The following is a 25632-nucleotide window of genomic DNA, read 5'->3' on the forward strand; positions in this document are numbered from 1 at the left end:
AATGCCAAGTAAACGTATGCAGACATTGCTGAAACAGCTTGTCGGGCAGGGGATCCGTGATGAACGGGTTCTGCAGGCCATAGCATCCGTTCCGCGCGAGCTTTTTATTGATGAGGCGTTATCTCATCAGGCATATGACAATACCGCATTACCTATAGGTGCCGGGCAGACCATCTCTCAGCCCTATATGGTGGCAAAAATGACTGAGTTGCTGAAGCTGACTACCAATTCCAAAGTGCTGGAGATTGGCACTGGTTCTGGTTATCAGACGGCAGTTTTAGCCAAACTCGTACAACATGTTTATTCTGTTGAGCGTATTAAGAGCCTGCAATGGCAGGCAAAGCGTCGTCTGAAGCAGCTTGACCTGCATAATGTATCAACCCGCCACGGTGATGGTTGGGAAGGCTGGCCGGTTCGTGGACCTTTTGATGCAATTATTGTGACCGCTGCTCCGGATGAAATCCCGCCATCTCTGTTGACACAGCTGGCTGACGGTGGCCGATTGGTACTGCCGGTGGGCGAACAACGTCAGTCTCAGCTGTTGCAACTGGTTCAACGTTATGGCGATAAGTTAATGGTTGATACTATTGAGATGGTGCGCTTTGTTCCTATGGTTAAAGGCGAACTGGCCTGAGTCATATGTAGAGATAGGTAAATTTATCTATTCTTGTTTGACGTTAGATATCAATTTAGTGTCCAATTTATAACTATCTGTCTTTATTACAGAGTTGTTAGTAGTATAAGTCGCATAAAAGTGATGTTATCTGCCGCGATCCTGACAGTTTTTCAGCAACGGCAGCATCAGATTTACCTAATTTTAAGTCGCCATATTTATGGCAGGTTTATTCCGCAATTAACGGAGTAATCATGGATATTATCAGTTTTGATTCTGCTACACGGTGGGGGAAGCATGAATAAAGGAAGCCCGATGATGACATATCGGCGTATAACAATAGGCGCAGCGATAAGTATGTTACTGATTGGTTGTAGTAGTGAGCCAACTAAACCTGCTCCAATTACTTCTATTAATAATAGCAGCGGAACCTACTCCACTGCTTCCACCTCAACTCCAGCAAAAACCTCCGGGTCAGCGACGACAATGGCGATGGATACCAGTCGTCCAAATATTGTTTATACCGAAGGGCAGGAGTTGGCTCCGGCAGCATCAAACACAAATGCATCAGCTCAGAGCAGCGGTAATCCGTTTAATCAGAATAAAGCTGTCAGTAATCAGGCCACCACTTCCGGCGAGCGTATTGTTTATAACCGTAGCTACTCAGATATTCCAAAAGGTTCTTACAACGGGGGACCAACTTATACCGTCTCCCGTGGAGATACTTTATTCTATATTGCCTGGATTACCGGTAATGACTATCGTGAACTGGCACAAAAAAATAACATTTCAGAACCTTATGCTTTATCAGCTGGTCAGACCCTGAATGTTAGCGGAGGCACCAATACTGGTGGAGCATTGGCTGGAACCAGCAATAATGGGGCATCCGTCTCATCTGTGACTTCTAATCAAAATCCTACAACAAGTGTTGATTCTGCAAATTCAGGCGCGTACACTGCCTCAAGTAGTAAACAAAATGTTGATAAAACGTTACCAACTACAGCAGCGGCAGGAACCGCAACGGCAGCAACCAGTACCGCAACGACTCCGGCAAGCAGTAGCAGTACTTCAAATGTTCGCTGGCGTTGGCCGACTGAAGGAAAGGTGATCGAGAACTTCTCTACCTCTGAAGGGGGTAATAAAGGGATCGATATTGCAGGATCTCGTGGTCAGTCTGTACTGGCAGCCGCTGATGGGCGAGTTGTGTATGCGGGCAATGCGCTACGTGGATACGGTAATTTAATCATTATCAAACATAATGATGACTATCTGAGTGCGTATGCACACAATGACTCGATGCTCGTGGCTGAGCAACAAGAAGTCAAAGCAGGTCAAAAAATAGCAACAATGGGTAGTACGGGCACCAGCTCAGTGAGATTGCACTTTGAAATCCGCTATAAGGGCAAGTCCGTCAACCCGCTGCAGCATTTGCCGCAGCGTTAACTGGGCAGGAGATGTTTTCCTGCCTGATTGTCGCAATTTACAGGTAGGAAAACAAAAATGAGTTCCAATACGCTGAAAGTAAACGAATGGCCTGAAAATGCCGAATTCGATGACAATGAACCCACGGAGTTCGACGAAAAAGCTCAACTGGATATCGTCGAAGAAGATAGCTCCACGGATGACATACTGCTTTCACAAGATGTGACTCAACATGTGCTGGATGCGACACAGCTGTATCTCGGAGAAATTGGTTTTTCACCTTTATTAACCGCGCAGGAAGAAGTCTATTTTGCACGGCGGGCATTACGTGGTGATGCTGCGGCCCGTAGTCGTATGATCGAAAGTAACCTGCGTTTGGTGGTTAAAATTGCTCGTCGATATAACAATCGCGGTCTTGCACTGCTTGATCTTATCGAAGAGGGCAATTTGGGTCTTATTCGTGCGGTAGAAAAGTTTGATCCTGAAAGAGGATTCCGTTTTTCTACTTATGCAACCTGGTGGATTCGTCAGACCATTGAACGTGCCATCATGAATCAGACCAGAACTATCCGCTTGCCGATTCATATCGTTAAAGAGCTGAATGTTTATTTGCGTACTGCCCGTGAGCTTTCCCAAAAGCTGGATCACGAGCCGCGTGCAGAAGATATTGCGCTTCAACTGGATAAATCAGTGGGTGATGTCAGTCGAATGCTGCGCCTTAATGAGCGTGTGACTTCAGTTGACTCACCGTTGAATGGTGAATCAGATAGCGCATTATTAGATATCCTGCCGGATGAAAATAATAATGATCCTGAATATACCACTCAGGATAACGATATTAAGCAAAGCATTGTTAAGTGGTTATTTGAACTGAATCCAAAGCAGCGGGAAGTATTAGCTCGTCGTTTCGGCCTGTTAGGCTATGAAGCGGCCACTCTGGAAGATGTCGGTGCGGAAATCGGGTTAACCCGTGAACGTGTTCGTCAAATTCAGGTAGAAGGGCTAAGCCAACTGCGTGAGATTCTGGTGAAACAAGGGCTGAATATTGAGGCGCTGTTTCAGGAATAATCGTTTATAAATCTCGAAAAAACACCTGCGTTGATACGCGGGTGTAGCGCCGCGAATTTTTTTGCGTAACACCGCGATAAATTTTGCATAACAAAACAGTGGATAATTTACTGTAATTTGCATTATGCAATAGATATCGCGGTATAAAATGAACTTAGGGTCTATTTAGTGACGCGTTGAGAGTTTGTCTTACTATTGATTGCCGCTCATGAATAATACTCGACAAGAAACCCATTGTAGACAGCATAGCGCCAATATTCTGAATCCCTTGCCCTGACATTGACTCTATTTGAAGTGCTTCTCCAATCGCTTCCAGCCCGTCATTAATAGAATAAACTAAAATATCAGCCTCCTTATCCATACCATTGAGCTCTGATTCATTACTCTTTGATATATCGCAAAAAAACAGATCCCTCTTCATATTCACGCCCCTTTTGTTAATCTGCATTTCTACATTTTTAGCTTATCGTTACACTTTTACTACCTGTCTTATTTGACAGGTAGTGGTTGCCAAAACAACACTTAGTGCACCTACACGCACTTTAGTAACAATTATGTTACATCCCAAATTACGTGAAATCAGGGATGATCTGCATAGAAACACAATAACTTATTCTGAATTTGCAGAACGCGTTAGCATGACCGAAGACCAAATTAAGAAAATATTTTCAGGAAAACAGAGGGTTACACTTGAGCTTTATGACACCCTTAATAATGCAAAAATTGACTTAATAATTAAAAAAAGAGGTTTCTAACTATTGTTAATAGCATTAACAATACATATTCTTACAAATGTGAGGTAAATCAAATAAATCGTGACATCTAACTTATGGGTTGTTCTGGCCACTCAATATCTGGTGCAGTGCTAGTATCAACACGGGTTAGTAATACACGGTATTTCTTCCACGTTTTAAGTTGTGCTACTTCTTCAGTTGTGGCTATATCCAGCTCAATCGCATCATTTAACGGGGCTATTTTGTCAGCGGACAGCGCTAAGTAAACAGACTTTTGAGCAGCAGCAAAGGCTACCAACTCTTCTTTTGTAGCTGCTGGAATATCAGCCCAAAATGGTAGTCCATCATTACCAACTGAGCGCACCTTTCCAACTGGCGATTCTGATGCCGAAAATTCATCATAAACAGAATCAGGAACAAAAATACAATCATCGGGCCACACACCATGAAACTCATAAGTAGAACGCTCAGATTCAGGGTAAAACGCGTTATTTTTTGCACTATAGTTATACATATTAAATACCCTCTGCGCGCCAGAAATAAGCGCTAGCTGAATTAGTGACAGGAGAGGTTGCCATCATTGTTCTGCATCTGAAGCCTAAATTTGTCATTGTTGTGTCATCCAATACTATAGATTGTGCATATGACGGATAAGCCCCTTCTCGAAAACCGAAAATTATTGTGAATGGACGATTAGAAAACGCAATCGGAAACGTCACATTAGATAAACCATTACTCCCGATTGCCGATCCCCATTGAGTTAATAGTCCAGACGGCTCGCGTTTCCAACCATTTTGAGCAAGATTTGCACTAAACATAATGGAATGCTTAAACACCCCATCACCCGTGGCGTGCCACATTTTATTTTGTTCAACAATAAAAGTAGCGCTTTCAGTGGGTTTCAATATAAGACTTTTTACTGTGGACATGGGTATTGATATGCTATTACTTGAGTTACCCACGGAGATAGTAATATTGGTATCTTTGACATTCCAGATCGTTATTGTCTGGCCGCAGCTATCTATGTTGCTGATATCAGGCAAGGTAAAAGACGACGGGCAACTTTGGTCAACCCAAAAACGGGAACCGAAATACTCAGTAGCTATTGCTGATGTTGATAGCATACTGACATCCGAGTAAGCAAAACCCTTACCAGCAATAATTTGGTTAAGCGCTTTCAATAACTGATTTTTTTTACTTAAATCAATACTCATCCCCGCACTTTCTAAAACAGTTAAAATCTCTGATTGTGTCGCCTGTGTGGCTTCCTGCATATCATTAAGCCACTTAGCAGTAGCAATTGTCCCTAGCTCACCCGTGAGCGGATTTCCGTCATGAAATAGCCCGTCGGGTGACTCAATTGGTGGAATGAGTTCTTTCATTGAATATCCTCAAAATATTTAAATACCACGTAGGTATGTGCGGGTTTTAAGTCGTTAAAAATGGTTTCTATAATTGCATCGCCAAAGCTTGTCAGGCGTTCGCCTGCACGGCTAATATCCGCTCTGAATCGATAAACTGGCGTGCTACTACCAAAGATATTGACCTCCCAGACATGAATGATGTCAGGAGAGTAAATTCTATCGCCAGCACGGCCTTGACCTGCTCTGAATGGTTGTGGTTCATTTATAGTGATGGTGTAACCTAAAGAGGCGGCTAGACGGGTAAAATACGGAACATTCAGGCCACCCGTCTCAGCCAGCTTGGCAATAACACGTTCAAGTCGTTGCTGGTAAGTCGATTCATTAGGTGGAAGTATGGCCAGTAGACGTTCCCAGTCGGATAATAGATTACCGGCATAAAATGGGGTTATTGCCCCTAAAACGAGCTGGGCATGTTCTTTTACCTTGTCGAGTTGTATCCCTTCGGCACTCAATTCAGTCTTAATGCGCAGGCCATTAGGGTCATAGCTGACAGGAGGAAGCAATAATCCGAGTAACTCAGCGCTATTCATCTGGATACCCGGTATCGATGTGACCCACTCGGATCCATTCCAATACTGTCGCAGAAATGGCGGCGCTTACATTTCTAGCCGGGGCTACAATATCAATATCCGTAATGCCCGGTATAGTGAGTATTAGTGCAGATATCTGAGCGCGGATAAGTGGCTCACCCGGCTGTAGCCGGTTTACGGCCATTGTAACGATGGATGTGATCTGGCTGGTAGCGTCATTAAAATTGATGCCATCCAGTGTCATATCAAATTCAAAATCAACGGGTTTTATAGTCGGCGAGAATACATAAGCATTACTTGCGGTGACTGGACGAACGTTGTCTATGTAATCTTGAGTTGCTTTGATAATTTCATTAGACGGCAAATTATCGTTCGATGTAATAGCAATATCGACCGTTCCCAGCCCCCGGCGCAACGGATAGACAAACGCCCCCGTGACACCATCCACTTCCAGTGCCCAACGCCGATAATCGTATCGATTGCCTCCCGCCGGTGGTCGGCGGATCAACTCAAGGTATCTAGCCAGTAAAGCAGCATCGGTTTCAGACTCGGTACCACCAACCATAATGCCAACCATCACCGCACTATCAATACCATAAGGGGCACTGACCAACGTCGCCCCCAAGACGCTCGTCATATTGCCTCCGGTACCTGCCGACGACGATGAAGCGCGCATAGTCAATTGACCGCTTTCAGGAAGAGTGCCTCCCTCAGTCGTAATCCAAGCCAGGCTATCACGCCGAATTTCCAGCCCGACATTGACGGGAGTACCTGGCTCGCCGGTTAATGTGATATTACCGGTGGCGGTGGTGGCTACCTTTCTTCGCAGTCCGCGCGTTCTCGCGTGCAGTTCCAGATTATCGCTGTCGGCGGTATCCGCAAAGATTTGGCGAACGATCCAGCGCTGGTCACGATATAGGCCATCTATCGCACTGGCGACAGCGGAAGCCCGAACATGATAATCACTGTCGGGGGTGATGTCGGCATCCGGACGCTGATTGCGAATATCCCGTAACTGGTCATCACGAATTTGCTCAAATTTAGGGGTTAAATGTGGCATTAAATAACCCTCACAGGGTGTTTAAAGGTGGCTTCAGTACCCGTCGCCTCGATAACCGTAATCAGTAACAGTAACCAGCCGGGCTGATAGCGTTCGGCAGTGACCGTGATGCGCTGAGCGCGTTTATCTTTAAGTAAGGGCTGTAATGCCTGTTCAGCATATTGCTGGGCAAGTTTGTAAACGCGGGTGACGTCTTTTTCTCGCTGGAGCTCATACAACCGGGAACCTAATAACGGGTCAGCCCAGTAAGACCCCAGAGGGGTCATTAGACGCAGATACACGGGATTCTCTAGCCCCTGAGAGCGGGAGCCTGTGTAATCGCCAGTTGAGGTATTAATGAGCATATCCATGCAGCCATTATTGCCGCACGGATAAAAATAAGAGAGGTGATGGGGTTCAGTGGGTCGGATTACTGCTTAGGTTCTGAGGTTGTGCCACCGGAATCACCGTCATGAATATGACCTTGAACGCTGACTTTGCCCGCGACGATATCTTGCGTTGCTTTTATGCCGCCGTCAACTGTTGCGCCACTCCCTCCCGATATTGCCATCCCACCTTGCCCGGTAATTTTACTCTTGGCCGTAACTTGCTCACTCGCGGTCAGCATAGGGGTATTAAAATCAGCGTTATTCGAGGCATTCACTTCATAGGTTTTACACTTAATACGATAAATGTCGCAATCGACATCAATAATACGACCTCGCTTGAGGACAATCTTTGCACCTTCATCGGTATAGATGGCCACCTCACCCGTGACCAGCCCCTTAATGCGATATCCCCCGTGCTCAGTCGCAATAATTACGCTGTGGCTGGTCATTCCATTTAAGGGTAAGGCAATCACCTGAGTACCGGCGGGCGGGTTAGAAGTGAAACCGTAATGCTGATACAGCTCAGCATCCTGAAACGTCTCCCCAGCAAGCCCTTCACCCTGAAGGGTCTGCACTGAGCCCGCGCTGTTAACGCGGGTTAAAACGCCCCTAAAGGCTTGTCTAATGCCACTTAATGCACGTTGAACTTGGGCTTTAATGGTACTGGCTTGCATCATGGCAAATCCCCTTTATTTATTACTGGCATCAATGATGGCCACCTTGTCTGATTTCTTTTTGCCTTTACGTTTCTTTTTCTTCTCAACGTAGGCGTCGGGGATAAACACACCGTCATACTTAAGCCGGAGCTGGGTGATTGTTCCCCCGGAGCGGCCGCCCAGAAAACTCCGCCCAATCAGGAAATAAACGTCGTCGATATCCATCGGCTCACAGATGACATGAATACGCTGGCCAGGCTGCCATAAGATGCCGTCAGATGTCCGGTGACCATGAACCTCACCGACCAAGTCAAAGCTGTTTAACTTCGCATCAGACATGATTTTTCGGGCGCGGTACCGGAGCTGCTCCTGGTTATCGATATCACCACAGACCACGATATTGGGACGGTAATAAGGAACATCAGGGTCGGTGACGACCACCTTCAGGTTATGGGTGCCGACTTCCGGACTGCTGCTGACATAAGCAATATCATCGTATTCATCCTCACTGGGTTCACTGGCACTACTCAACGAACGGGCCTGACGACCAGTTGAAGAATTTGACGCATCAATCACGGCGACATCGCCTTTTTTGCCTCGTTTGCCCTGAGCATGACCTTGGCCCAATACCGTCAGTTCGGAATAACACCCCAGCACGGAGTCAGTTTCATCCAGCGATATCAGGTTATTTTCTTCGCCGTCGAAACGCATAATCAAGGTCGCGACTGGCGGTTGGGTATAGTCTACGCCGCCAACGACTAACGTTCCGTCAGGTTCAAACCACGGCCACAGACCTCGGGCCGCTGCTGCTTTCTCCAGCGTATCCCAGGCTTTCTCACCGGGCTCGACCGTGATTTTATCGGTCTGAATGGTGCTGTCGGCATCGATACGTATTTTTGTGATACCTAACGGGCGCACCACGTTTGCAACAATTTCCTCAAGACTAAGCTGCTTAGCGGTGAATATCGGCGTTGTACAATCCATCAGAATACCGGCTTTATCCCGACCATTCAGTGAGAGTACGACCTGCTTGCGGGCAACTGAGCGCTGACGGCGGTCAATTCGCCCCTCTAACACCACATCATCGCCCACTTTAACCAGTACCGGCATACCTTTCTTAATGTCATTCGGAAAGATACCGTCAGGAATACCCAGAGACACACTCCAACCATCAGCCGGGATAAGAAAATCAGACTCAATGCAGTACCGGTTCCAGTCACTTCGGGACTGACCGTTCACCACAATGGTGACTTTATCCGGATCGATATCCTGCTCTGGCTGCTGCTTATCGGGCGTAGGCATAAATTAACTCTCCGGATTGAATGTTATTGACGTCGCGCAAATGAGGATTAAGGCGCTGGAGCTCGTTGGCACGGTCATAATTGCCGTACCATTTATGAGCCAGAAGATGAAGATTACACGGGCTTTCAACCAGCCGACGTACCAGCGGCGGGCGCGCTGTTATGGCGGCGTTCCCGAGGTTTTGGATATCCAGGGCGATACCTTTCATGCTGTCGATCAGTGGCTGCCAGCGGATGGCGATATCAGTTTCAGCACTGCTGGCAATATCCAACGTCGGGGTATACACCTCACGAACGGTGTCAATGGCCAGTTGTAACGTCACCCGGACATCATTAACAATCAGCTCAATATCGTCCGGAGACAGAGTTTCAACGATATCCTTCTCACTCAAGATATTGGCCGCATTACCGGCCAATGAGGCGGCGGTTTCAACGGCCACGGCCGCAACCAGTTCTTTAATATCATCCACGGTTGCACCGTTGGGAATGCCGGTCGGCGAGTCTTTTTCGCCGCTAATCAGCGCAGCCGGCAGATGGATAACCTCATCATGCAGGGCCTTCGTATCTTTCCAATTGGCAACGATGGTCGAGCCGCTATAACTGCTATAGCTGCCCTGATTATTTTTGATACTGGATGTAGAGTCATGAGATTTGAAACTGAGCGCCGAGCGTAAGTCACTCAGGAAGGCTGACGGGTAGTTTAGAAAGTCCCGAACGCTACTGATAAAACCGACAATCTCACCGCGCCAGATTGTCACCATACCCACCATCGCGCCAAGCAATGCTTTAGCCTTGGCCATGTATTTCTGAACCATCCGGATAGGGGCCATAATGGTATCGAACAAGTCTTGAGCCATATCCATCAACCCCTGAATTTTATTGAAGAGTTCATCAATAAACGAGGTCGAGTATTCATTGGTAAAAAAAGGATTACCGGGAGTGCACTCAAGAAAGACCAGCTCAACAACGCAGTAATCAGGCATATCCGCTTCATGATAGGCCCCGTACTCAATGCACTGCATGTTCGGCATGGAACCGAAAACAGGATGAATCAGCTCATCACCGCCGTATTCATCCAGAGCTGCAATCAGCGCCTGCAAATTCTGTTCGTAAGTATCACCCCAAAATACAGCAGTCATACGCAGATTACGGGGCTTGCGTCCTAAATCCTCTACGTCACCGCCGTCCACATAAGGATACTCATGGACAGCCACATCCCGGCTACCGGTATCGCGAGTGCAAATAACATCAAAAGTGACCTTGCGAAATGAGGCCGGGAGCATTCCATCTGACCATGACATTATACCGGCCCTCCGGGTATGCCGCGCTGGCTTTGGGTATTGTTATACTCGTTAACTATTTCAGCCACTTTCCGACCGTCAATCTCAAGCTTTGTTGTCACCTGAACCGGCTGAGGTGGGGGTTGCAATGAGCCCGTTGGATTGATATTTAGCGACGTGGCGGCGAGTACTTTTTTAGCCATCTCATCAAACGGGTTGACCTGAATAGCGCTGATAGGTTGCGTCTGCTCATCACCATTCCACACCTGTTTAATGGGTGAAAAAACTTTATCATCCAACCATTTGTTAGGGTTGAATCCTTTCTCTTCGAGCCATCCGTTGATTTTTTAGCCTCGCGCGTCGCCTTTTTCCTTGGCTAAGTCCGCTGCGGACATACCTCTTTTCGCTGCCTCTTCCTTGATATTCCATTGTTCTGTTACTAATGCCAGAGCGGTATCAACAATCCCTGTACTCATGTCGGGTTTATCAAGTTTATCGTCATCATCTTTACCAAAGAGACCACCCTCAGGCCAATTGGTGACTTCGACAGGTATCGCGCCAGCTACGCTCTGAGTCAAGCCCGGTAAGCCCGGAATACCGATACCGCTTTTAGAACCAGGGAACTTGAGGCCACCGCCATTCCCACCCATTCCACCACCGAGCATTTTAATACCACCAAAGACGGCCGCTGCTGCTGCCATCGCTTTAATGGCATCGGTAGCACCGACGACAATGGTTGTTAAGCCTGGATAGGCGCTACTGTATTCGGTTAATTTGTCGGACAGGTCGCCGAGAGCGTTAGATAATGGATCCATAGCCTTAATTTCGGCAAAGTCCTTGGCGTTATTCAACTGATTAACCTTGAAGTCAGGTGTGCTTTTCATTACCTCAAAACCAATGTCAACCGCAGATAATTCACCGGGCTTAAGATTACGTTGTGCATTACTTTTATCCGCAACCCCTTTGGCATATTCACGATTTGACCGATAGCCCACTAATGCCATCATGGCTTGCTGATCACTAATTACAGAACCGGCAGCAGAACCATCAAGAGTTTTCTTCATGGATGTATATAGTTGTTCTTTTTCCGTCCCTTTAGCTTGCAGATAGCGTTTCTCCATCTTTTGATACGCAGGGTCATTGGCAACCACGGTATCAACAATATTCATAAACGCATCAAATTGATTAGTACCTTTTCCCTTAGCTTCTGCCAGTGTTCCCGGAAGGTCGATCCCCTTACCATTAACTTTAACTTTAGCTAACGCGCGTTTAGCATCTTGGCTATTCATTTTGGTCAGCAGGTTAATCATATTGGTACCCGCCTCATCGCTGGATCCTGCTGTAATGGCGGCAGCCTGATTAGCACTCAATATGGTAGCAAGGTCATCCAAGCCCCCCATACCAAGATTACCAGCAGCGGCAAATTGTTTCGGCAGCGAACGGGCCATATCCGATAGCTCAAAACTACCTTCCTGACCCGCGACAAGAGTCATATTCAGCGCCGTGGCCATATCCTCATCTTTAATACCAAAGGTCGTCTTAAGCGCTTTCATAATATTAACCACGTCTGCCGGTGCCGCTTCTGCTGATGTGGCAAATTTTTGGATGACAGGTAATAGGGATTTAGCTGAATCAATATTTACAGCGCCCGAAGCTAACATGATGTCCAATGCCTCTGCGGCTGTTTCTTTTGAACCGCCACTTTGAGTGACCGCACCTTCAATCATTGTATCCATGTTTTTCATGCCAGCTTGACGTTCTTCAACACCGCCATCGGCATAAGCGGTATTAGCCATCAATGCTAAACGCTTTTTGTAGGACATATTATTTCGCACTGGCTGAGCTATCACTGCACTGGCTGCGGTAATCCCGCCAACGATAGCGCCACCCGTTAAGGCCATGCCTTTGGCGCGCTGAAACATCGACATCTGTTGATTAACGCCACCAAGCTCGGTCTTCAGGGAGCCAATGCGCTTTTGCATACCGGCATAGGCGCGGGATTGTTCATTCGCTGACATCGTGCCAGATCGGGCGAGACGGTTATAAGCCGCTTCGGTTTGCTGAATTTCACGACGAATTTGTTGTTCAGAACGGATACCTAAAGTCGAGCGGGCCGACGCAGAACGGCGCATTTCGTCGGCCAAGGTGCGACTGGCTTTGATGCCGGTGTCTGCGGATTTCTTCTGCTCGCCGGCAAGTTTATCCGTGGCTTTTTGGGCGGCCGTTGAGCCCTTAACCACATCTTGCAGGGTTTTGTTAATGACCTTCGAGGCGTTATCACGAGCAAACAGGGTGAGCGCAAGATTCAAACCACTTCGTGACATCCTTAACCTCTCTTCTTACGTTTTGAGACCACGCGTTTACGGGTGGTTTTGGTGCCCTGACCACCGCGAGAGCGTTTTCGCCCCTTCACGATGGCCAGTGCATCAAGATAACCATTGAGCTCCGTGTCGGTCATCTGACCTATTTGCTGTTCACTGACGCCGCATTCACCGAGGGCGAGGACAACGGTTCGATATCCGGCAAGGAGTTCACAGCGGCCAACCTCTTTTTTTTAGCGTCGGCAATGGCGGCGTTGATAATGTCCAGGTCAGTATCAACCAACCCATCAAGCAACAACGTCGGCGTGATATCCTCCTTAGGAATATTCCCTAACGAGACCAGCGCCGAGGCCATGACTGCCACACGATAACGCATATTTGCGGCGGGGCTCTCGGTCTCACCGCACGCGTCTTGGGTATCGGTCAGGGCGGCAATGGTGTCCTTGATGACCGGAAGTCGCACATCAAACACCCGATGGATAACGCCACCAAACTCAACGCCGTAAACCAGTTTTGGCTTTTCCTCTATCACTCGATCACCTCACGTAATGCCATCATTTTGATATCGCGACGCGCTTCACTGTCTACCGTGTATTTCGCGCCGACGTCGGTGGTAAAACAATCCAGGTAAGAGGTGCGCTTACCACCGCTACCACTGAGCGGATAGAGCGTCAGCTTTGCCCCTTCAATGGCCATCCAATCAAGGTCACCATCCAGCGGCACCACAACGGATAAGTTGATTGCAAATTCAGCAATACCCCGCGAGAAGCCTTTAGCCCGACCCGTCTTGTTCATGGTTTTGACGAGTTTGCGCCCGGTGGTGGTCTGGATATCCGCATCGACCACCTCCAGTTCTCGACCATCGAGCTCCAACACGATGGAGCCTACATATTCATCTGCCATAGATAACTATCTCCTACAGATACAGGTCGATACGACCGGCCATAACATGAAGACCATTGACCACATCCGCAGGAATGGCCGCGTTGATCCGATTTGGATCTTGTTCGTCACGCTCAACCAACAGCTTTTCAAGGTTGGCGGCGACACGCTCAATAATTTCAAGCGCTTCCAGCTTATACAGCACGTCAATGGTTTCGGATCGAACCTTTGGCGGTGTACGCTCGCTGAGTTTTTCACGCGGAAAACGCAGCTCCCAACGCTCAAGGATGGCTTTACGCACATAATCCAGCGTACGGATGGTGGTAATATCCAGCAGTGAAATATCATCCGCGCCGGCGTCATTGACCATATAGGTCGAAATGGCCCGCACGATACGCACCTTGTCACCGGCACCCACTTCCAGCGGCGTCAGACCGTTATACAGCGCGGCTTCTTGCTCCGTTCGCCCTGGGCGAGATTCCAGCGGGGTAACATCCAACCCCAAGACAGACAAAGTGTTATAAGGTCGAGCGGGATCTTCTTCACTGGCCATGACCGCGCCATAGCCGGCCGCAATCTCAAACGGCGCCATCACAGAACCGTTATGCCAGGCAACCGAGAATCGACCCGAGTTAATTTTTCGGGTCAGGGTTGTTCCGGTTGAGAACGATTTACGCCAGCCGGCAACGCCGATAGCGCCACGTTGCTCCAGAGGGTGGCTCACTGCATCAAGATGATCGCGAAATGCCGTGATAGCTTCATCAGTGGCATACGGACAAATCAGGATGTTATGCCCGCCAGCAAAGACCGCCGCTAAGACGTCTTTCACATCTGGGTCAATAGCGCCGCCTGACATGGGGGTCAGGGTGGAGGTGATGCCGGCGACGGTTGACGCTACCCGCAAAATAATGTCATTACTGGCCGCCCCTTTATTTCGGGCGGTCAGGACGACAGCCGCTTGGCTGACTTCGGCCGTGAGCGGTAAATCCAACAGCTTACTGACTGCCGTCTGTAATGTGGCCATGAGTGTTTCAGCCGTATCACCATTGCGCGCAGAAATATCAACGCGCGTTTGCCCCACATAGAGACTGATGACACCACTACCACTCGCGGTACCCGCAAGCTTGACCGAACCAGATGCGGCAATCGCCTGAGCGTCATCAGGAATGCCAATAATGCTCAGGTTCAGATACGGATTCGCCTTAATGGCACGCTCCGCCATGATGTGTGCCATCGAACCACGACCAAATAGCTCAGCGGCCATAACATCAGAGAACACCGTATGGGATTGCAGCGGCTCCGCCGTGCCGGTAGGTAACACCTGCCCCACAATCAGCACTAATTGACGGTTAGCCGGTAAGGTACTGACGGCCAGACGGGTATTAAACTCAATATGCTTACCCGGCTTGCGGATACTGCTTTGGATTTGGTCAAAAGAAATATTTTTACTGGCCATCCGTCCCCTCCGGTTTGGTTTTTTCTTTCGATTTCGCGGCGGCCGGCAGCGAGCTCTGTGCAGTCACTTCGGGAACCGGGTCATTGACAAGGTCTTTGCGAAGTAAATCACCACAGGCCAGGCAGCGACGGTAATACGCATTATCAGGGACAGGCACAATCGCACCGTCCGTGATATAGCGCTTAGGGTCATCGTGCAGCGGAACATCCACCCCGACTGCGGCAATGACATTAATGGTCTGGGTCATAATTAACGATCCCTTCTATGTCAGGAATTAACGGACTATTCACTTCATCAATACTGGCGTGAATAGAATGGAGATTTGGATAAGGCTCACTACCTTGACCGCCGTACCGGGTAAATAAATAATCCGGATGATTGACCATCTCTTCAGGTGGCCGTGTTGGCGGTGGAATATCAGGATAACGCCCGGCATCTAACGCCAACTCTATCCAGTGGGTATCAAACTCACAGGCAAAAACTGAAATAGCCTGATGCTCCAGTGCGGTGTTAAACAGGGTGCGGACTCTCCCTGGCATCAGGGCATCAATTGATAACCCTAAATCCTGCCCGGACAGCAGCCGGCGAACGGCGTAAACCAGATTGTTCGTACCGACCTCTGTCGAGTGAGCGCCACCGTGTCGGGACGCTTCCTCCCCGCGAACGTTGGTATCACCGACCATCACCACAAAACGACCATGCGCCCGGTACTTCCGCCTGGTTGTGTTGACGGGCTCGGTTTTCTGGATCCCCCCAAAGGTGACCCAGGCACCCGGTAACACCCGGACAACTTCAGCCAGACCCGCATCCAGTTCGCCACCGTAGCTCTGAACGCCATCGACCATGCGCCCCATGCCTTTGGTGAGACGCGCAATGATGGCGTTCTCAATCTGCGTGATGATCAAAATGCACCCCCGTGAGTTTTATCTCGGCCAAACTGACGGCCACCCGAGACGAATCGAGCAGCGTTATTGGTTCGGGCGGAACCGGCTTCACCCGGCCCGAGACGAATAACACCTGACGCCACCTTCTCCAGATACCGAATGGCATCTTCGTAACGCAGACGAATATCATCCGTGAGCTGAACACCACCGGAACCACACAACTTGTAGCGGGCAATATCACAGCAACGGTCACGTAACGCTTCAGGCACAATCGACGGTGTCAGCGGCAGTGCATAACGCCCCCCCGATATAGCTGTCGATTTCCGAGGCCGCACGGGCCAGAGATTTACCCACAACCACCAGGTCAATTTCACCGCGCCGGTCACGGTCAGTGAGCTTAATCAGCTCAGCCTGGCCGAACACGTCCTGCATATCCTGAAGCGTCGCGTACATTACTTACCCTTACTTGGTTTGGTCGGGGTGTCGCTGATGGCACCGGCGGTGGTATCAGTCGCCACGCTGTCAGCACTCAGGTAGTCACTGAGTTGATCGAACTGGGCCTTTAGCTGGTCATACTTCGCTACTTCAGACGCCAGCTTCTGGTCGAACTCCGCTGCCAACGTCGCTTTTTCTTGCGCCAGGCGACCCGCAAACAACGCTTCAAAACGGGCCCGCTCGTCATTGACGGCATCAGCAATAACAGCGGCGGTATCCGGCAGGAACTGCACGATCAATTGTGGTTCCGCCTTCAGCACATCAAGTTGATCCGCCGTAAAGTGGCCAGCCGCGTAGTCGACCGGTGTATCCGGGTGAGATATCCCGCAACGGTTAAACCCGTTGCGTTTTGCAGTGATACGAATTTTCATCATGCCTCCGTCCCGGTTGATCCATAACCCATCTGCCAGAAGCCATAACCTGACTGGCCGCGCGCTTCCACACCAAACTTGTATTCCGCCTTCATAAAGACGTCGTCGGAATCCATATTGGTCTGAGACACAAACTCAGGGGCTTCACGCTCCTGGAAGATGAATGGCTTGATGATTTGATTGGTATCAAACAAGAACCATTCTGTATCGGATTCCAGCTCATCCACCACCATCAGTTCGGCAGTACCCTTGTAGATATTTTTGGTGCCATCAGCGAACTTCTCTGACTCCAGCAGCATACGGGCTTCATCTTCCAGCGCCGGCGGCACCACCAACAGGTTAGGTTTAATTTTTAGCGGTGCGCCTTCTTCGTCCTTGAACTTGCGCATAGCGGTACGGGCTAAACCATAACTGCCCTGAGCCTTGGCGAGCGTCGCGGCGGACAGTTGCTTCTTGCCTGTATTGGACACAAACAGACTACCGACCGGATGATCCGTATCAAAGTACGGTTGACCGTCATAACACAGGTTGGTGAAACCACCGTGAAGCAGCGCAAAGACCAAATCACCGGGCCACTCTTTGGCAGACCGCCCGATACTTTCGGCCGATACGCGATAGCCGGCTAACTGATTGTCTTTGATGTGGTTGCGCTTAATGGCGACCGTAGCCTCAAAGTCTTCATTGACCAGGGTGTACTTGAACGCCCCGAGTGCTTTGACGGCCTTTTCACCAATCCACTTGCGCAGTTTCGGGAAGCGATCCAACCACCAGTAATGCTCCTCACTGGTCGTGGAGGTGACTTTCATGGCCAGCTTTTCCCAGTCGCTGTCCGTCTCTTTGAACGCCTTTTGGAACAGAGTTCGCAGGTTGACGTAAATACCTTTAACGGTTGCTAAATTAATAATCACAGTGGATCCCTTACTAAATGAATACCCAGACGCCATCAGCGTCGATAAACAAAACGGTGCCGGCAACAACATCACCAACGGCGGCAACAGACTGGCTGTCAGCGATATAACAGGGCTTACCGACCAGCGCTTGTGTCACGGGTGATGCACCATTATTACTGAAGGAAAAGGCCTTACCTTTGCGCACCAGAATAGACTGGTCACCGTCACTGCCGGTGCTGTTATCCACAAACTCGGTGGCCATTCCCAGCGATGTCAGACCGGTGGCATTGCTGCCCATGACGGCATAGCCGCGGGCATTAGCGCACACCATATGCCCAGCATGGATGCGGGCGGCGGCGGCCATCAGAACGCCGAAGAGCGCGCCATCGCGATACGGGGTTTTACGATCCATTAATTCTCCTCCTTCAGATTGGCGGCAACTTCACTCGGGTCTGTACCCATGATGGAACAGACTGCTAAGGTCTCGGCATCCAGGCCGTGGGTTTTGTCTTCCGGTAAGGGGGGTTCATTCCCGAGGGTCTGAGTACGGCCCAGTGCCGCAATCGGTTGGGCTGACTCAAGATACGTGGTCAATAAAGCCGGGTTGGTCTTACCCAACTGGCTCGCCCAATCTTTCTGCGCGGGCATTAAACGGCCATCAGACAACGCAGCCATAATGGTTTCGTCCAGCTTTTCAGCCTGACGCTCAGCCGTGAGTGCGGCGACCTGGTGTTGCAGCGCAATAAGCTGCTCCAACGGCACCATGTTGTTGGTGTTGAAGGCACTTAATGACGCAACTGATGCCGATAAAGTGGCAATTTGTTGGTCGTTGTCGGTCAGTATCTGCAATAAATTGACACTGGCAGCGGCAGTCCCTACGCCGCCAGAAAGGCGGTCGATCACTTTTTGCAACTCGGCTATCACTTCTTCTGCCGTTGAGGTAATGGGCAGGTTTAGCATCCAGCGGAGATTTTGAAGAAAGTCTTCCATCTGAGAGTTCTCTGTGTGGGTGGTGGATAACGAGACGAGATAAGAAGCGGCCGCAAGCATGACCTCATCCATACCGTCTAGGGCTGGGGTGTTGGTGAGGGCAGCGTGTAAAACTTCAATCACACGCCCGTTTTTGTCATACAGAAATACGGCTGAAATGTAGCGGTATTCCTTTGCAGCAATCATCGTCGCTGCGTTCTCTGTCCACCGGACGTCGGTGGCAAACAGACCTGTTTCGTCATCCCACTCCATCTGCTTAAACCAGCCAGAGGCCGGTGCGGGTTGACCATTTTTAGCGGACTTTAATGTCTGGTGTTCGTAGTCGATAGCCAGATCATTGGTTTTTCCTGCTGCTCTGGCGATAACGGATGCGGCAATATCCGCATCAATAAACCAACCATCACACTCAAAAGGGCGACCGTCAGTAGCGCGAAAGTGACCGGCCGGAAGCAACTGGATTCGATTGCCGGTATGAGAGAGTTCAAATGAGAGCGTGGCGATTTTTAGTTTCATGCCGCCATGATGGCAGCGAATATTTTGGACAGAGAGATGATGGGGTTCAGTGGGTTAACGCTGGGGTAAATGGGCTAAAATTATCCTGCACGGGAAACTGAGATTTTGCAACTGCTATGCAATAGCGTTTAAACCCCGTTTAAAAATGATTTAAATCGACGATAGAGGAAATCATCATGTAGGTTATAACAAACATCTCATGAACGCCCTGAGCACCTTACAGGGCGTTTTCTTTATTTGATTATTTTAACCAAATACTCACTTACTGCATGTTCGATCTCATTGATATCATCATTGCTTAATGTCAGGAATGGACGAGCGGGCATCGTCACCTGATGCGCACCGATATTCGCTGTTTGGGAAAAGTTGGATTTAGATTTGCGGACAAACCGGCGACCGACTGACCCATCTTTATTCTGTTTAAAATACAATGACTGAGTGCGTGCCTTCTTTTTAATGACGCCACCGAAGTGGTGGATAGCAGCATATTTACTGTTGGTGCCCACAACAGCATTATCATTATCACTGAAGGCTGTGTTACTGGCAGCTAATCGGCCTTTGTCCTGCAACACCTTGCCATCTCGCTTTATCCCTAACCATTTAGGCCGGCCTTCCTGAGCAAAGTTCTCTTCAACCGCATCCGCCATAATACCGGCAATATCACGCATCAGCGGTTCCCTGTGCTGGATTTTATCCACCAGGGCAGTCAATTGATTTTCTAATTCCGCACTGTCGATTTTGATATCAATCATCCAGTCTTCCCCACAAAAGCTGATAACGCGAGGTATCGCCCAGGTTATCATCTGGGGTAAGGACGCGGGCACCCGTCACTTGGTTAGTCTTCATTTTGCCCCCAGTTCCTGCAACGGGAACATCCATCGTCATCGCGATAACCTGCTCTTCGGACTTCAGTACGTAGACCAGGGCGGGATTATCTTTCTGGATATCACGAAGAATAGCCGTCGGGTGGTAAAGGTGCTCCGGGAGCTGCTGCAAGAACGTCTTCGGTAATAGACTACCGGCGGTGTTAGGCAAGCTCTTTAATAGATGGTTATCCGTCAACGTGATAACGGCAGACTGTGGGGCTATGCCGGACTCAGACAATCGATTAATGACCTCAGGCGGTAATGCGCCAACGTGACGCTGCGCGCCCCGAACTTGCTGATTCAATAACACATTATTCACAAAGGTATTAATGTCTTTTGATAGTGCATTTAACACCGGTGTATGGCTGAGCGTTTGCTGTACCGCCTGTGAGGCCAGTGATGTAGACGCCACCGCGGAACGGTCTAGCAGATGCTGACCCAACGATGACAGGTAACCTTGTCCCGGATTGTGACCAAACCCCGCATCCGGTGTATACAATTGCCCATTAATCGGATTCTTAAAGGCTGTGACCGTACGAGTCTCACCATTGCCCCAGGCTTGCTCAACCTCGACCAGTCGCCCCTCACTGGTGTGAACGGTCAAATCGTGTCGTTCAACGTCTCGCGCTGAACGCGCACGAACCCGGCAACGGCAACGATAACCATCGGGTGGATAGAGGGTGGCCCAGATAGGATCATCAATATGGGCGATAAACCCATTTAATGCCAGATGAGCTGGACGGGTACGGCTGTCAGCAATCGCAACACGTTCAAGGTAGGGGCGACTTTCGGCATTAGCCCGCTGTTCCTGATAGCGCCCGGCATTATAAGCCGCCTGCATATTGGTTTGAAAAATGGTCTCCAGACGTCGAGGCGTTAGCTGTTTTCCCTGTAACACCCCATCCGCATCAGCGACCAACCCTTTACCCATCCAGCCTTTTTGCTCCAGCGTAGGTATCAGGTTCTTTTGAAAATCCGCCAGTGTGCCGCCATCCTTGAGGCTCACCGATAGCGCTTTGCGGATATCTTCCAGCACATCTTGCTTGAGTACGCCAGCCACCGTAAAGGCGTTAGCATGGGCGCTGGCCTCAACGTCATGCCAGTTAAACCCAAAGGTATATCCCTTAGACTCAAAATAAGCGATAGCTTCATCAGGTGGCAAGCCAATCGCATGGCGCAGATCAACCGAGTTATTCGCTGGCATTGAGCCGGCCCCAGATATCAGCGACGAACTGCGCTTGGGTTAAAATCTGGATAAGCTCGCCATCATCCAGCGCAGGGTAACTGGCGGCGATAATATCCAACGCCTCATCGGGGGACTGGCCTTGCTGTAACGCAGCAATCACCGGCGATAACAGCTTGGATATGGCTTGATTAATCACGTCTGGAATATCGGGCGCATTATCTAAGGCGACCTGAGCGGGGTCGATAAGCCCATCCTGAGTGTGACTGAGGGCGGCGAACGACCGGTAAGGTGACTGTGACAGTAGCGCCGGCGTTAACGGCGCGATCCGTTTGAGAACGGGCTCATTACTCTTCGGCTCCGGAATAGCCAGCTTCTTATGCACCCAAGAAACAGGGATAGTTTCCATACCCGCTTCAACTAACTTCGCAATCCCTTCCGCAAACGTAGTCAGGTCGGCAATCTCACGGACATCAAAGACCAATCGAGGCAGCCGGCGCGAGTTAAAATCCTGATAGCCATTGAGCTGACACAGCATCTGGATAAGCTGGCGGAATAAACCCTCTAGTTGGCGGGCGTCCGCAACGGTCAGGTCGTGCCGGACTTCGTTATGCACATTGCCCAGCGCGTTCGTGCTGCTTTTTCCGTCCGCCTGGGAGGTGAGCGTCGCCCCAAGAATGACCTTCGACACGGTTCGCTCACACCAATCAATCATCACCTGATAATTGTTGGCCTGACCTTCGGCCGCTGACTGAAAGTCGATGGTTGTTCCTTCCGGAATGATGCCGGCCGCATCATGGCCCAGCATCACTAACGCCTCAAGTAAGGTGTCTTTCTCTTCTTGCGTCGCGCCCTGAAGATAGGTGCCGACTCGGGCAGGTAATCCGTAGATCTCCAGAAACTCAGCCAGGTCACGCAAGGCAAAGTTCTTGAACAGGTACGGCCAGGCTAACACGCGAACCAGCCCAGACTCAGCAATAAACCCTGACTTCGCATTATGCTGATGAACCAACCAACCGAATGGCCAGAGCGGCGCACCCTCAAGGGAACCATCATTGAGTAACAACGTATCTTTTTGCCCTGGCGTCGTACGAAACCAAGACTGAGGTCGAGGGATGATCGCCTTAGGCAGCCATTCGTTCTGGTAGAACTCCCACTCGATCTCCTGAGCGGAGAAACCGTGGCCAATCGCATCCAGCGCATTAAGGATAATATCCTCAAAATCCGGCAGTGCCTCAAACCACTGGGCCACTTTAGCCGCCAGCGCCTTTTCTTCTGCCGTTGAATTTTTTGGCGGCTCAATGCTCCAGTCGAGCTTGAGCAGGGCATTCTTGCGCTTTTGCATTTCGGCAAAGATATGGCCATCACGCTCTTGCATATCGTTAAAAAGGCTGGCTTGCGCGGATAAATCCCCTTGCTCGGCCGCTTCCAGAATGCGGGGGAGCTTTTGGATCGACAATCCCTTTGACGGGTGCTCAGCAAAGGTACGCTTTAGGCTGCTGACCTCAGCAGTCTGTGATTTCTTTAATTCTTTTTTCGTGAATGGACGGCCATTGGCGTCCACTATTTTAGAGGCAGTCATAACTTACCATCCCCCTCGGGAGCCAAAGCGAGCACCGTCATGTCGAGGTACACGCGTAAATTGAAATTTTCCGCCAATGCCAGAGACGGCAGCGGCCCACAGCATATGCAGGCAGTCGGGGCCATCATCGTGGTCAGCTTTGGGGAAGTGCCGAAGTTGGTCTATCAGGGTTTTCTGGTTAGGATGCAGACGGATCAATCCATTCGCCATGTGAGGTTGCAGGGATTCAATTCGCAACAGCTTATCGGTGTGGGGTTGAACGGCCCGCGCCGGCACCGGAATACCCTGAGCCGCCGAACGTTTCACTAACTCAGTCCGTAGGAACTCCTGAAACTGGATAGCTTCCACAACCCATAACAGGCAGCGGTAATCCTTTTGAAAGCTGATGATATCTTCAATAATACGGTCGGGCAGACGCTTACGAATGGAAGCCTCCACCACATCCAGTATGCCGGTGGTGCGGTTGAATCCCCCGACCAGGAGCGCTGACGGGTCACGACCCGCGCCGGCTTTACCCAGACTGGGGTCACAGGCCCCGAAGAATACCCACTCGGGTAATCGGTTAACCCAAAACGTAATACAGTTGGCGAACGGGGCATCGTCACCGCTTACCGGGTCATTCTGATATTCACTGTCAAATGTTGCGCTGCCATCCCGAACGCGGATCAACATCAGATCATAGAGAGGTCTCGCGGCCCAACTGACCTTTGCGCCATCATCCATATCACGACGGTGATGGTGATAGAAGGCCAAGGCTTTATCAACACCGTCATTACGTAACACTTCTTCCCACTCATCCCAAAGTGACATATTCAGTGGCCAGTCAATGATCGCCTTAAAGATCGCCTTATTCCACAGCGGATTTTTCTGTGTTCGGGCAAGGACGGAATCATAGTGCAGGATGGTACCGATATAGACGATATCCGTCTTACCGCCAGCGGCCCCCAGTGGCATCACCGTTTTCTTCAGCCAGCTATCGAGCTTATCGCGCTGCTCAGGATTCCTGACCTGCTCGTCATTCTCAATATCATCCAGGACAACCAAGTCAGGACGATAAGCACCATGACGCAGACCACGCAATCTCTTATTTGAACCTGCTACAGTGACTTTAATATCATTGCGGGTGACGATAGTCCCCGCTTGCCAGACACGGCCACCGCCTGCAATCTCAGGAAAATCCATGGCAATACGGGGATTAAATTCAATCTCGGCCTTGATGGCTTCGAGCATCGGATACGCCTGGTCAATACTGTCCATAATGATGACCGGGTATTTCTTGATACCCCGGATAATGCACCACAGAACAAACAATTGACTGACCAGCGTGGACTTCGCCTCGCCTCGGGGTGCCGCGATAGCGTCACTCTGTCCGAGTAACTGGCTGACGATTTCCGGTAATCGGGTAAATAGATGGCGATGTAACTCACTTTTATCCTGATGGCGGACATAATGCGGAAAGTACTGATTAACGAAATACTCATAACCGGTCACCGGGTCATTCACCTGGTGGCGACGTTCCTTAACGGCGACGGGGTCAGGATCAAAACCGACACACTCCGCTTCGATAGTCAAACGCAAGCTGGCCGCATATTCGGCCAAACTCTTTTTAAACTCGCGGATAGAGAATTTCTTACTCACGAGACTCGACCATGCAAAGCGAATAGCGCAGACAGCAACATAGCCGCCTGACTATGCGACATCCCGGCGGCGATAGCACCTAACACACCCATTCGGCAACGATGCAATTCACTCTGTTTCAAACTCGTCGAAACCCTAAAACATTCACGATGAGTGCGGCGATAAATATTCATAGGAATAACCTGATAAATCCTTATAAAAGAAACAGTCGCCACCGGCGAGTTTAAATATCAGTGCAGCACTGCACCACTACCGCAGCCTGATGCGGGCCGCATAATGCTTGCATCGCTATCCACAACGACTCTTGCGGCAGTCGATCACGCCAGAAGTCAACACCAAACTGTGCCGTCAGCACATCAACAATCCGTTGAGAAACCTGAGCGTGAGTCAAGGTATCGAGTTCATTCATGATGACGTCCTCTCTATTGGGGAAGTGTCGCTCAGCGCGGCATTAATCACGCTAGCAATATCTTTTTGATAAGCAGCAAAAACCCGACCATCAGTTAATGTGATATCTGATCGGCCAACGTAGGCATCTTTTAACACAACCGAAACGACTTGCGAGGCCATGACATGAATGCCATCGCCAAGATAAATTAATTTATCCATAGGATTTCTCTATTACGTCACCAAAGGGCTCAAGCACTTCAGCGAATACAGGAAGGTGTTGCGGGTACTTCTCCGCAATAAATGTACCCATTGACTGAACCACTTCGAGCGCGATGGCCAACTGACTGGTTTCTGGCAATATGCGCTTACTGGCGGAGATGGATTTATTGTAGGCATCCGTGAGGCTGGCCAGCATATCCACCCGAGTCTCCAGCTTGACGCCTTCCGTATTATTCACTTCATCCATCAGGGTCTTGAACTGAATGACCAGGGCAAACAATAACGCCCGACTCACGTCTTCCAATCCGCCGCCCGCCATCATGTGCGCCGAACGCTGCTTATCCCAGTCGTCCCCCTTATCCGCCGATTCCTTTTTCCAGCGTCGGGCGGTCACAAAGGAGACGCCCGCCTGAGCAGCCGCAATCTCCATCGACAAGCCGTTAAATACATAGGCCTTACGGATTTGGTCGCGCGTTTCCTGAGGGTGGGCCATGAC

At 49.8% G+C, this 25632-nt stretch carries 34 protein-coding genes; 3 read left to right on the forward strand and 31 right to left on the reverse strand.

The features are described 5' to 3' along the window. Position 1: 1 nt before the first annotated feature. The 3 genes from GOL65_RS16390 (at position 2) to rpoS (ending at position 3103) form a co-directional block, all read left to right on the forward strand. Positions 2-634, forward strand: a complete 633-nt coding sequence (locus GOL65_RS16390) for a protein-L-isoaspartate(D-aspartate) O-methyltransferase (protein WP_140918377.1) — start codon at positions 2-4, stop codon at positions 632-634. A 276-nt stretch (positions 635-910) separates the two neighbouring features. After that, a complete protein-coding gene (gene nlpD, locus GOL65_RS16395) occupies positions 911-2056 on the forward strand; it encodes a murein hydrolase activator NlpD (RefSeq protein ID WP_140918376.1) in 1146 nt (381 codons plus the stop codon). Between the two features lie 57 nt (positions 2057-2113). Further along, entirely contained in the window at positions 2114-3103 is a 990-nt protein-coding gene (gene rpoS, locus GOL65_RS16400) for an RNA polymerase sigma factor RpoS (protein WP_140918375.1), read from the forward strand. A 154-nt stretch (positions 3104-3257) separates the two neighbouring features. Here the strand turns inward: rpoS and GOL65_RS16405 are convergent, their stop codons facing one another. The 31 genes from GOL65_RS16405 to GOL65_RS16540 all read right to left on the reverse strand — a co-directional run bounded on the left by GOL65_RS16405 (position 3258) and on the right by GOL65_RS16540 (position 25629). Continuing rightward, on the reverse strand, positions 3258-3524 hold the full coding sequence (locus GOL65_RS16405; RefSeq protein WP_140918374.1) for a hypothetical protein: 267 nt from the start codon (positions 3522-3524) through the stop codon (positions 3258-3260). A 401-nt stretch (positions 3525-3925) separates the two neighbouring features. Further along, positions 3926-4351 carry a tail fiber assembly protein gene (locus GOL65_RS16410; RefSeq protein ID WP_140918373.1) on the reverse strand — a complete coding sequence of 142 codons (426 nt, stop codon included), beginning with the start codon at positions 4349-4351 and terminating at the stop codon, positions 3926-3928. Between the two features lies 1 nt (position 4352). Continuing rightward, entirely contained in the window at positions 4353-5219 is an 867-nt protein-coding gene (locus tag GOL65_RS16415; RefSeq protein ID WP_140918372.1) for a gp53-like domain-containing protein, read from the reverse strand. Next, on the reverse strand, positions 5216-5791 hold the full coding sequence (locus GOL65_RS16420) for a YmfQ family protein (protein ID WP_179038456.1): 576 nt from the start codon (positions 5789-5791) through the stop codon (positions 5216-5218). The genes GOL65_RS16415 and GOL65_RS16420 overlap by 4 nt, the downstream gene beginning before the upstream one ends. Then, positions 5784-6851 carry a baseplate J/gp47 family protein gene (locus GOL65_RS16425; RefSeq protein WP_140918370.1) on the reverse strand — a complete coding sequence of 356 codons (1068 nt, stop codon included), beginning with the start codon at positions 6849-6851 and terminating at the stop codon, positions 5784-5786. The genes GOL65_RS16420 and GOL65_RS16425 overlap by 8 nt, the downstream gene beginning before the upstream one ends. Continuing rightward, entirely contained in the window at positions 6851-7201 is a 351-nt protein-coding gene (locus GOL65_RS16430) for a phage GP46 family protein (protein ID WP_140918369.1), read from the reverse strand. Before GOL65_RS16430 ends, GOL65_RS16425 begins: the two co-directional genes overlap by 1 nt. Positions 7202-7260: 59 nt before the next feature. Continuing rightward, positions 7261-7893 carry a phage baseplate assembly protein V gene (locus GOL65_RS16435; RefSeq protein WP_218652069.1) on the reverse strand — a complete coding sequence of 211 codons (633 nt, stop codon included), beginning with the start codon at positions 7891-7893 and terminating at the stop codon, positions 7261-7263. A gap of 15 nt (positions 7894-7908) precedes the next feature. Continuing rightward, entirely contained in the window at positions 7909-9177 is a 1269-nt protein-coding gene (locus tag GOL65_RS16440) for a phage baseplate assembly protein (protein ID WP_140918367.1), read from the reverse strand. Then, positions 9161-10477 carry a DNA circularization protein gene (locus GOL65_RS16445; protein ID WP_140918366.1) on the reverse strand — a complete coding sequence of 439 codons (1317 nt, stop codon included), beginning with the start codon at positions 10475-10477 and terminating at the stop codon, positions 9161-9163. Before GOL65_RS16445 ends, GOL65_RS16440 begins: the two co-directional genes overlap by 17 nt. Continuing rightward, positions 10477-10755, reverse strand: a complete 279-nt coding sequence (locus tag GOL65_RS22295) for a hypothetical protein (protein WP_228723138.1) — start codon at positions 10753-10755, stop codon at positions 10477-10479. The genes GOL65_RS16445 and GOL65_RS22295 overlap by 1 nt, the downstream gene beginning before the upstream one ends. A 48-nt stretch (positions 10756-10803) precedes the next feature. Then, the gene (locus tag GOL65_RS16450; protein ID WP_228723139.1) at positions 10804-12780 is read right to left on the reverse strand and encodes a phage tail tape measure protein; all 1977 of its coding nucleotides are present in this window, start codon (positions 12778-12780) and stop codon (positions 10804-10806) included. Between the two features lie 2 nt (positions 12781-12782). Then, positions 12783-12914: a hypothetical protein gene (locus tag GOL65_RS22410; protein WP_267313828.1), complete on the reverse strand. Its 132-nt coding sequence runs from the start codon at positions 12912-12914 to the stop codon at positions 12783-12785. Between the two features lie 5 nt (positions 12915-12919). Beyond that, positions 12920-13309 carry a hypothetical protein gene (locus GOL65_RS16455; protein WP_228723140.1) on the reverse strand — a complete coding sequence of 130 codons (390 nt, stop codon included), beginning with the start codon at positions 13307-13309 and terminating at the stop codon, positions 12920-12922. Next, positions 13306-13680, reverse strand: coding sequence for a phage tail protein (locus tag GOL65_RS16460; RefSeq protein ID WP_140918365.1), 375 nt, complete (start codon positions 13678-13680; stop codon positions 13306-13308). Before GOL65_RS16460 ends, GOL65_RS16455 begins: the two co-directional genes overlap by 4 nt. A 13-nt stretch (positions 13681-13693) precedes the next feature. Further along, entirely contained in the window at positions 13694-15115 is a 1422-nt protein-coding gene (locus GOL65_RS16465) for a phage tail sheath subtilisin-like domain-containing protein (protein WP_140918364.1), read from the reverse strand. Continuing rightward, the gene (locus tag GOL65_RS22075) at positions 15105-15362 is read right to left on the reverse strand and encodes a hypothetical protein (RefSeq protein ID WP_218652053.1); all 258 of its coding nucleotides are present in this window, start codon (positions 15360-15362) and stop codon (positions 15105-15107) included. The genes GOL65_RS16465 and GOL65_RS22075 overlap by 11 nt, the downstream gene beginning before the upstream one ends. Then, positions 15346-16020, reverse strand: a complete 675-nt coding sequence (locus tag GOL65_RS16475) for a DUF1834 family protein (RefSeq protein WP_140918363.1) — start codon at positions 16018-16020, stop codon at positions 15346-15348. The genes GOL65_RS22075 and GOL65_RS16475 overlap by 17 nt, the downstream gene beginning before the upstream one ends. After that, positions 16017-16268, reverse strand: a complete 252-nt coding sequence (locus GOL65_RS22475; RefSeq protein WP_322091297.1) for a phage protein Gp36 family protein — start codon at positions 16266-16268, stop codon at positions 16017-16019. The genes GOL65_RS16475 and GOL65_RS22475 overlap by 4 nt, the downstream gene beginning before the upstream one ends. Next, complete coding sequence (locus GOL65_RS22480) at positions 16261-16452, reverse strand: phage protein Gp36 family protein (protein ID WP_322091298.1); 192 nt, start codon at positions 16450-16452, stop codon at positions 16261-16263. The genes GOL65_RS22475 and GOL65_RS22480 overlap by 8 nt, the downstream gene beginning before the upstream one ends. Further along, a complete protein-coding gene (locus GOL65_RS16485; RefSeq protein ID WP_140918361.1) occupies positions 16452-16868 on the reverse strand; it encodes an HI1506-related protein in 417 nt (138 codons plus the stop codon). Before GOL65_RS16485 ends, GOL65_RS22480 begins: the two co-directional genes overlap by 1 nt. Continuing rightward, positions 16865-17773 carry a Mu-like prophage major head subunit gpT family protein gene (locus GOL65_RS16490; protein WP_140918360.1) on the reverse strand — a complete coding sequence of 303 codons (909 nt, stop codon included), beginning with the start codon at positions 17771-17773 and terminating at the stop codon, positions 16865-16867. Before GOL65_RS16490 ends, GOL65_RS16485 begins: the two co-directional genes overlap by 4 nt. 13 nt (positions 17774-17786) lie before the next feature. Beyond that, positions 17787-18119 carry a hypothetical protein gene (locus tag GOL65_RS16495; protein ID WP_228723141.1) on the reverse strand — a complete coding sequence of 111 codons (333 nt, stop codon included), beginning with the start codon at positions 18117-18119 and terminating at the stop codon, positions 17787-17789. Between the two features lie 47 nt (positions 18120-18166). After that, positions 18167-19258 carry a phage protease gene (locus GOL65_RS16500; protein WP_140918358.1) on the reverse strand — a complete coding sequence of 364 codons (1092 nt, stop codon included), beginning with the start codon at positions 19256-19258 and terminating at the stop codon, positions 18167-18169. A gap of 233 nt (positions 19259-19491) precedes the next feature. Continuing rightward, on the reverse strand, positions 19492-20010 hold the full coding sequence (locus tag GOL65_RS16505; RefSeq protein ID WP_140918357.1) for a phage virion morphogenesis protein: 519 nt from the start codon (positions 20008-20010) through the stop codon (positions 19492-19494). After that, the gene (locus tag GOL65_RS16510) at positions 20003-21328 is read right to left on the reverse strand and encodes a phage head morphogenesis protein (RefSeq protein ID WP_140918356.1); all 1326 of its coding nucleotides are present in this window, start codon (positions 21326-21328) and stop codon (positions 20003-20005) included. The genes GOL65_RS16505 and GOL65_RS16510 overlap by 8 nt, the downstream gene beginning before the upstream one ends. Continuing rightward, on the reverse strand, positions 21315-22889 hold the full coding sequence (locus GOL65_RS16515) for a DUF935 domain-containing protein (protein ID WP_140918355.1): 1575 nt from the start codon (positions 22887-22889) through the stop codon (positions 21315-21317). The genes GOL65_RS16510 and GOL65_RS16515 overlap by 14 nt, the downstream gene beginning before the upstream one ends. A gap of 3 nt (positions 22890-22892) precedes the next feature. Beyond that, positions 22893-24527: a phage terminase large subunit gene (terL, locus tag GOL65_RS16520; protein WP_140918354.1), complete on the reverse strand. Its 1635-nt coding sequence runs from the start codon at positions 24525-24527 to the stop codon at positions 22893-22895. Next, entirely contained in the window at positions 24524-24700 is a 177-nt protein-coding gene (locus GOL65_RS16525) for a hypothetical protein (RefSeq protein ID WP_179038457.1), read from the reverse strand. The genes terL and GOL65_RS16525 overlap by 4 nt, the downstream gene beginning before the upstream one ends. Before the next feature lie 50 nt (positions 24701-24750). Further along, positions 24751-24936: a hypothetical protein gene (locus GOL65_RS16530; protein WP_140918353.1), complete on the reverse strand. Its 186-nt coding sequence runs from the start codon at positions 24934-24936 to the stop codon at positions 24751-24753. Further along, entirely contained in the window at positions 24933-25136 is a 204-nt protein-coding gene (locus GOL65_RS16535) for a hypothetical protein (protein WP_140918352.1), read from the reverse strand. The genes GOL65_RS16530 and GOL65_RS16535 overlap by 4 nt, the downstream gene beginning before the upstream one ends. Beyond that, positions 25129-25629 (reverse strand): DUF1804 family protein, encoded by a 501-nt coding sequence (locus tag GOL65_RS16540; protein ID WP_140918351.1) that lies wholly within the window; start codon positions 25627-25629, stop codon positions 25129-25131. The genes GOL65_RS16535 and GOL65_RS16540 overlap by 8 nt, the downstream gene beginning before the upstream one ends. Positions 25630-25632: the final 3 nt, after the last annotated feature.

The organism is Limnobaculum xujianqingii, assembly GCF_013394855.1.
Lineage (GTDB): Bacteria > Pseudomonadota > Gammaproteobacteria > Enterobacterales > Enterobacteriaceae > Limnobaculum > Limnobaculum xujianqingii.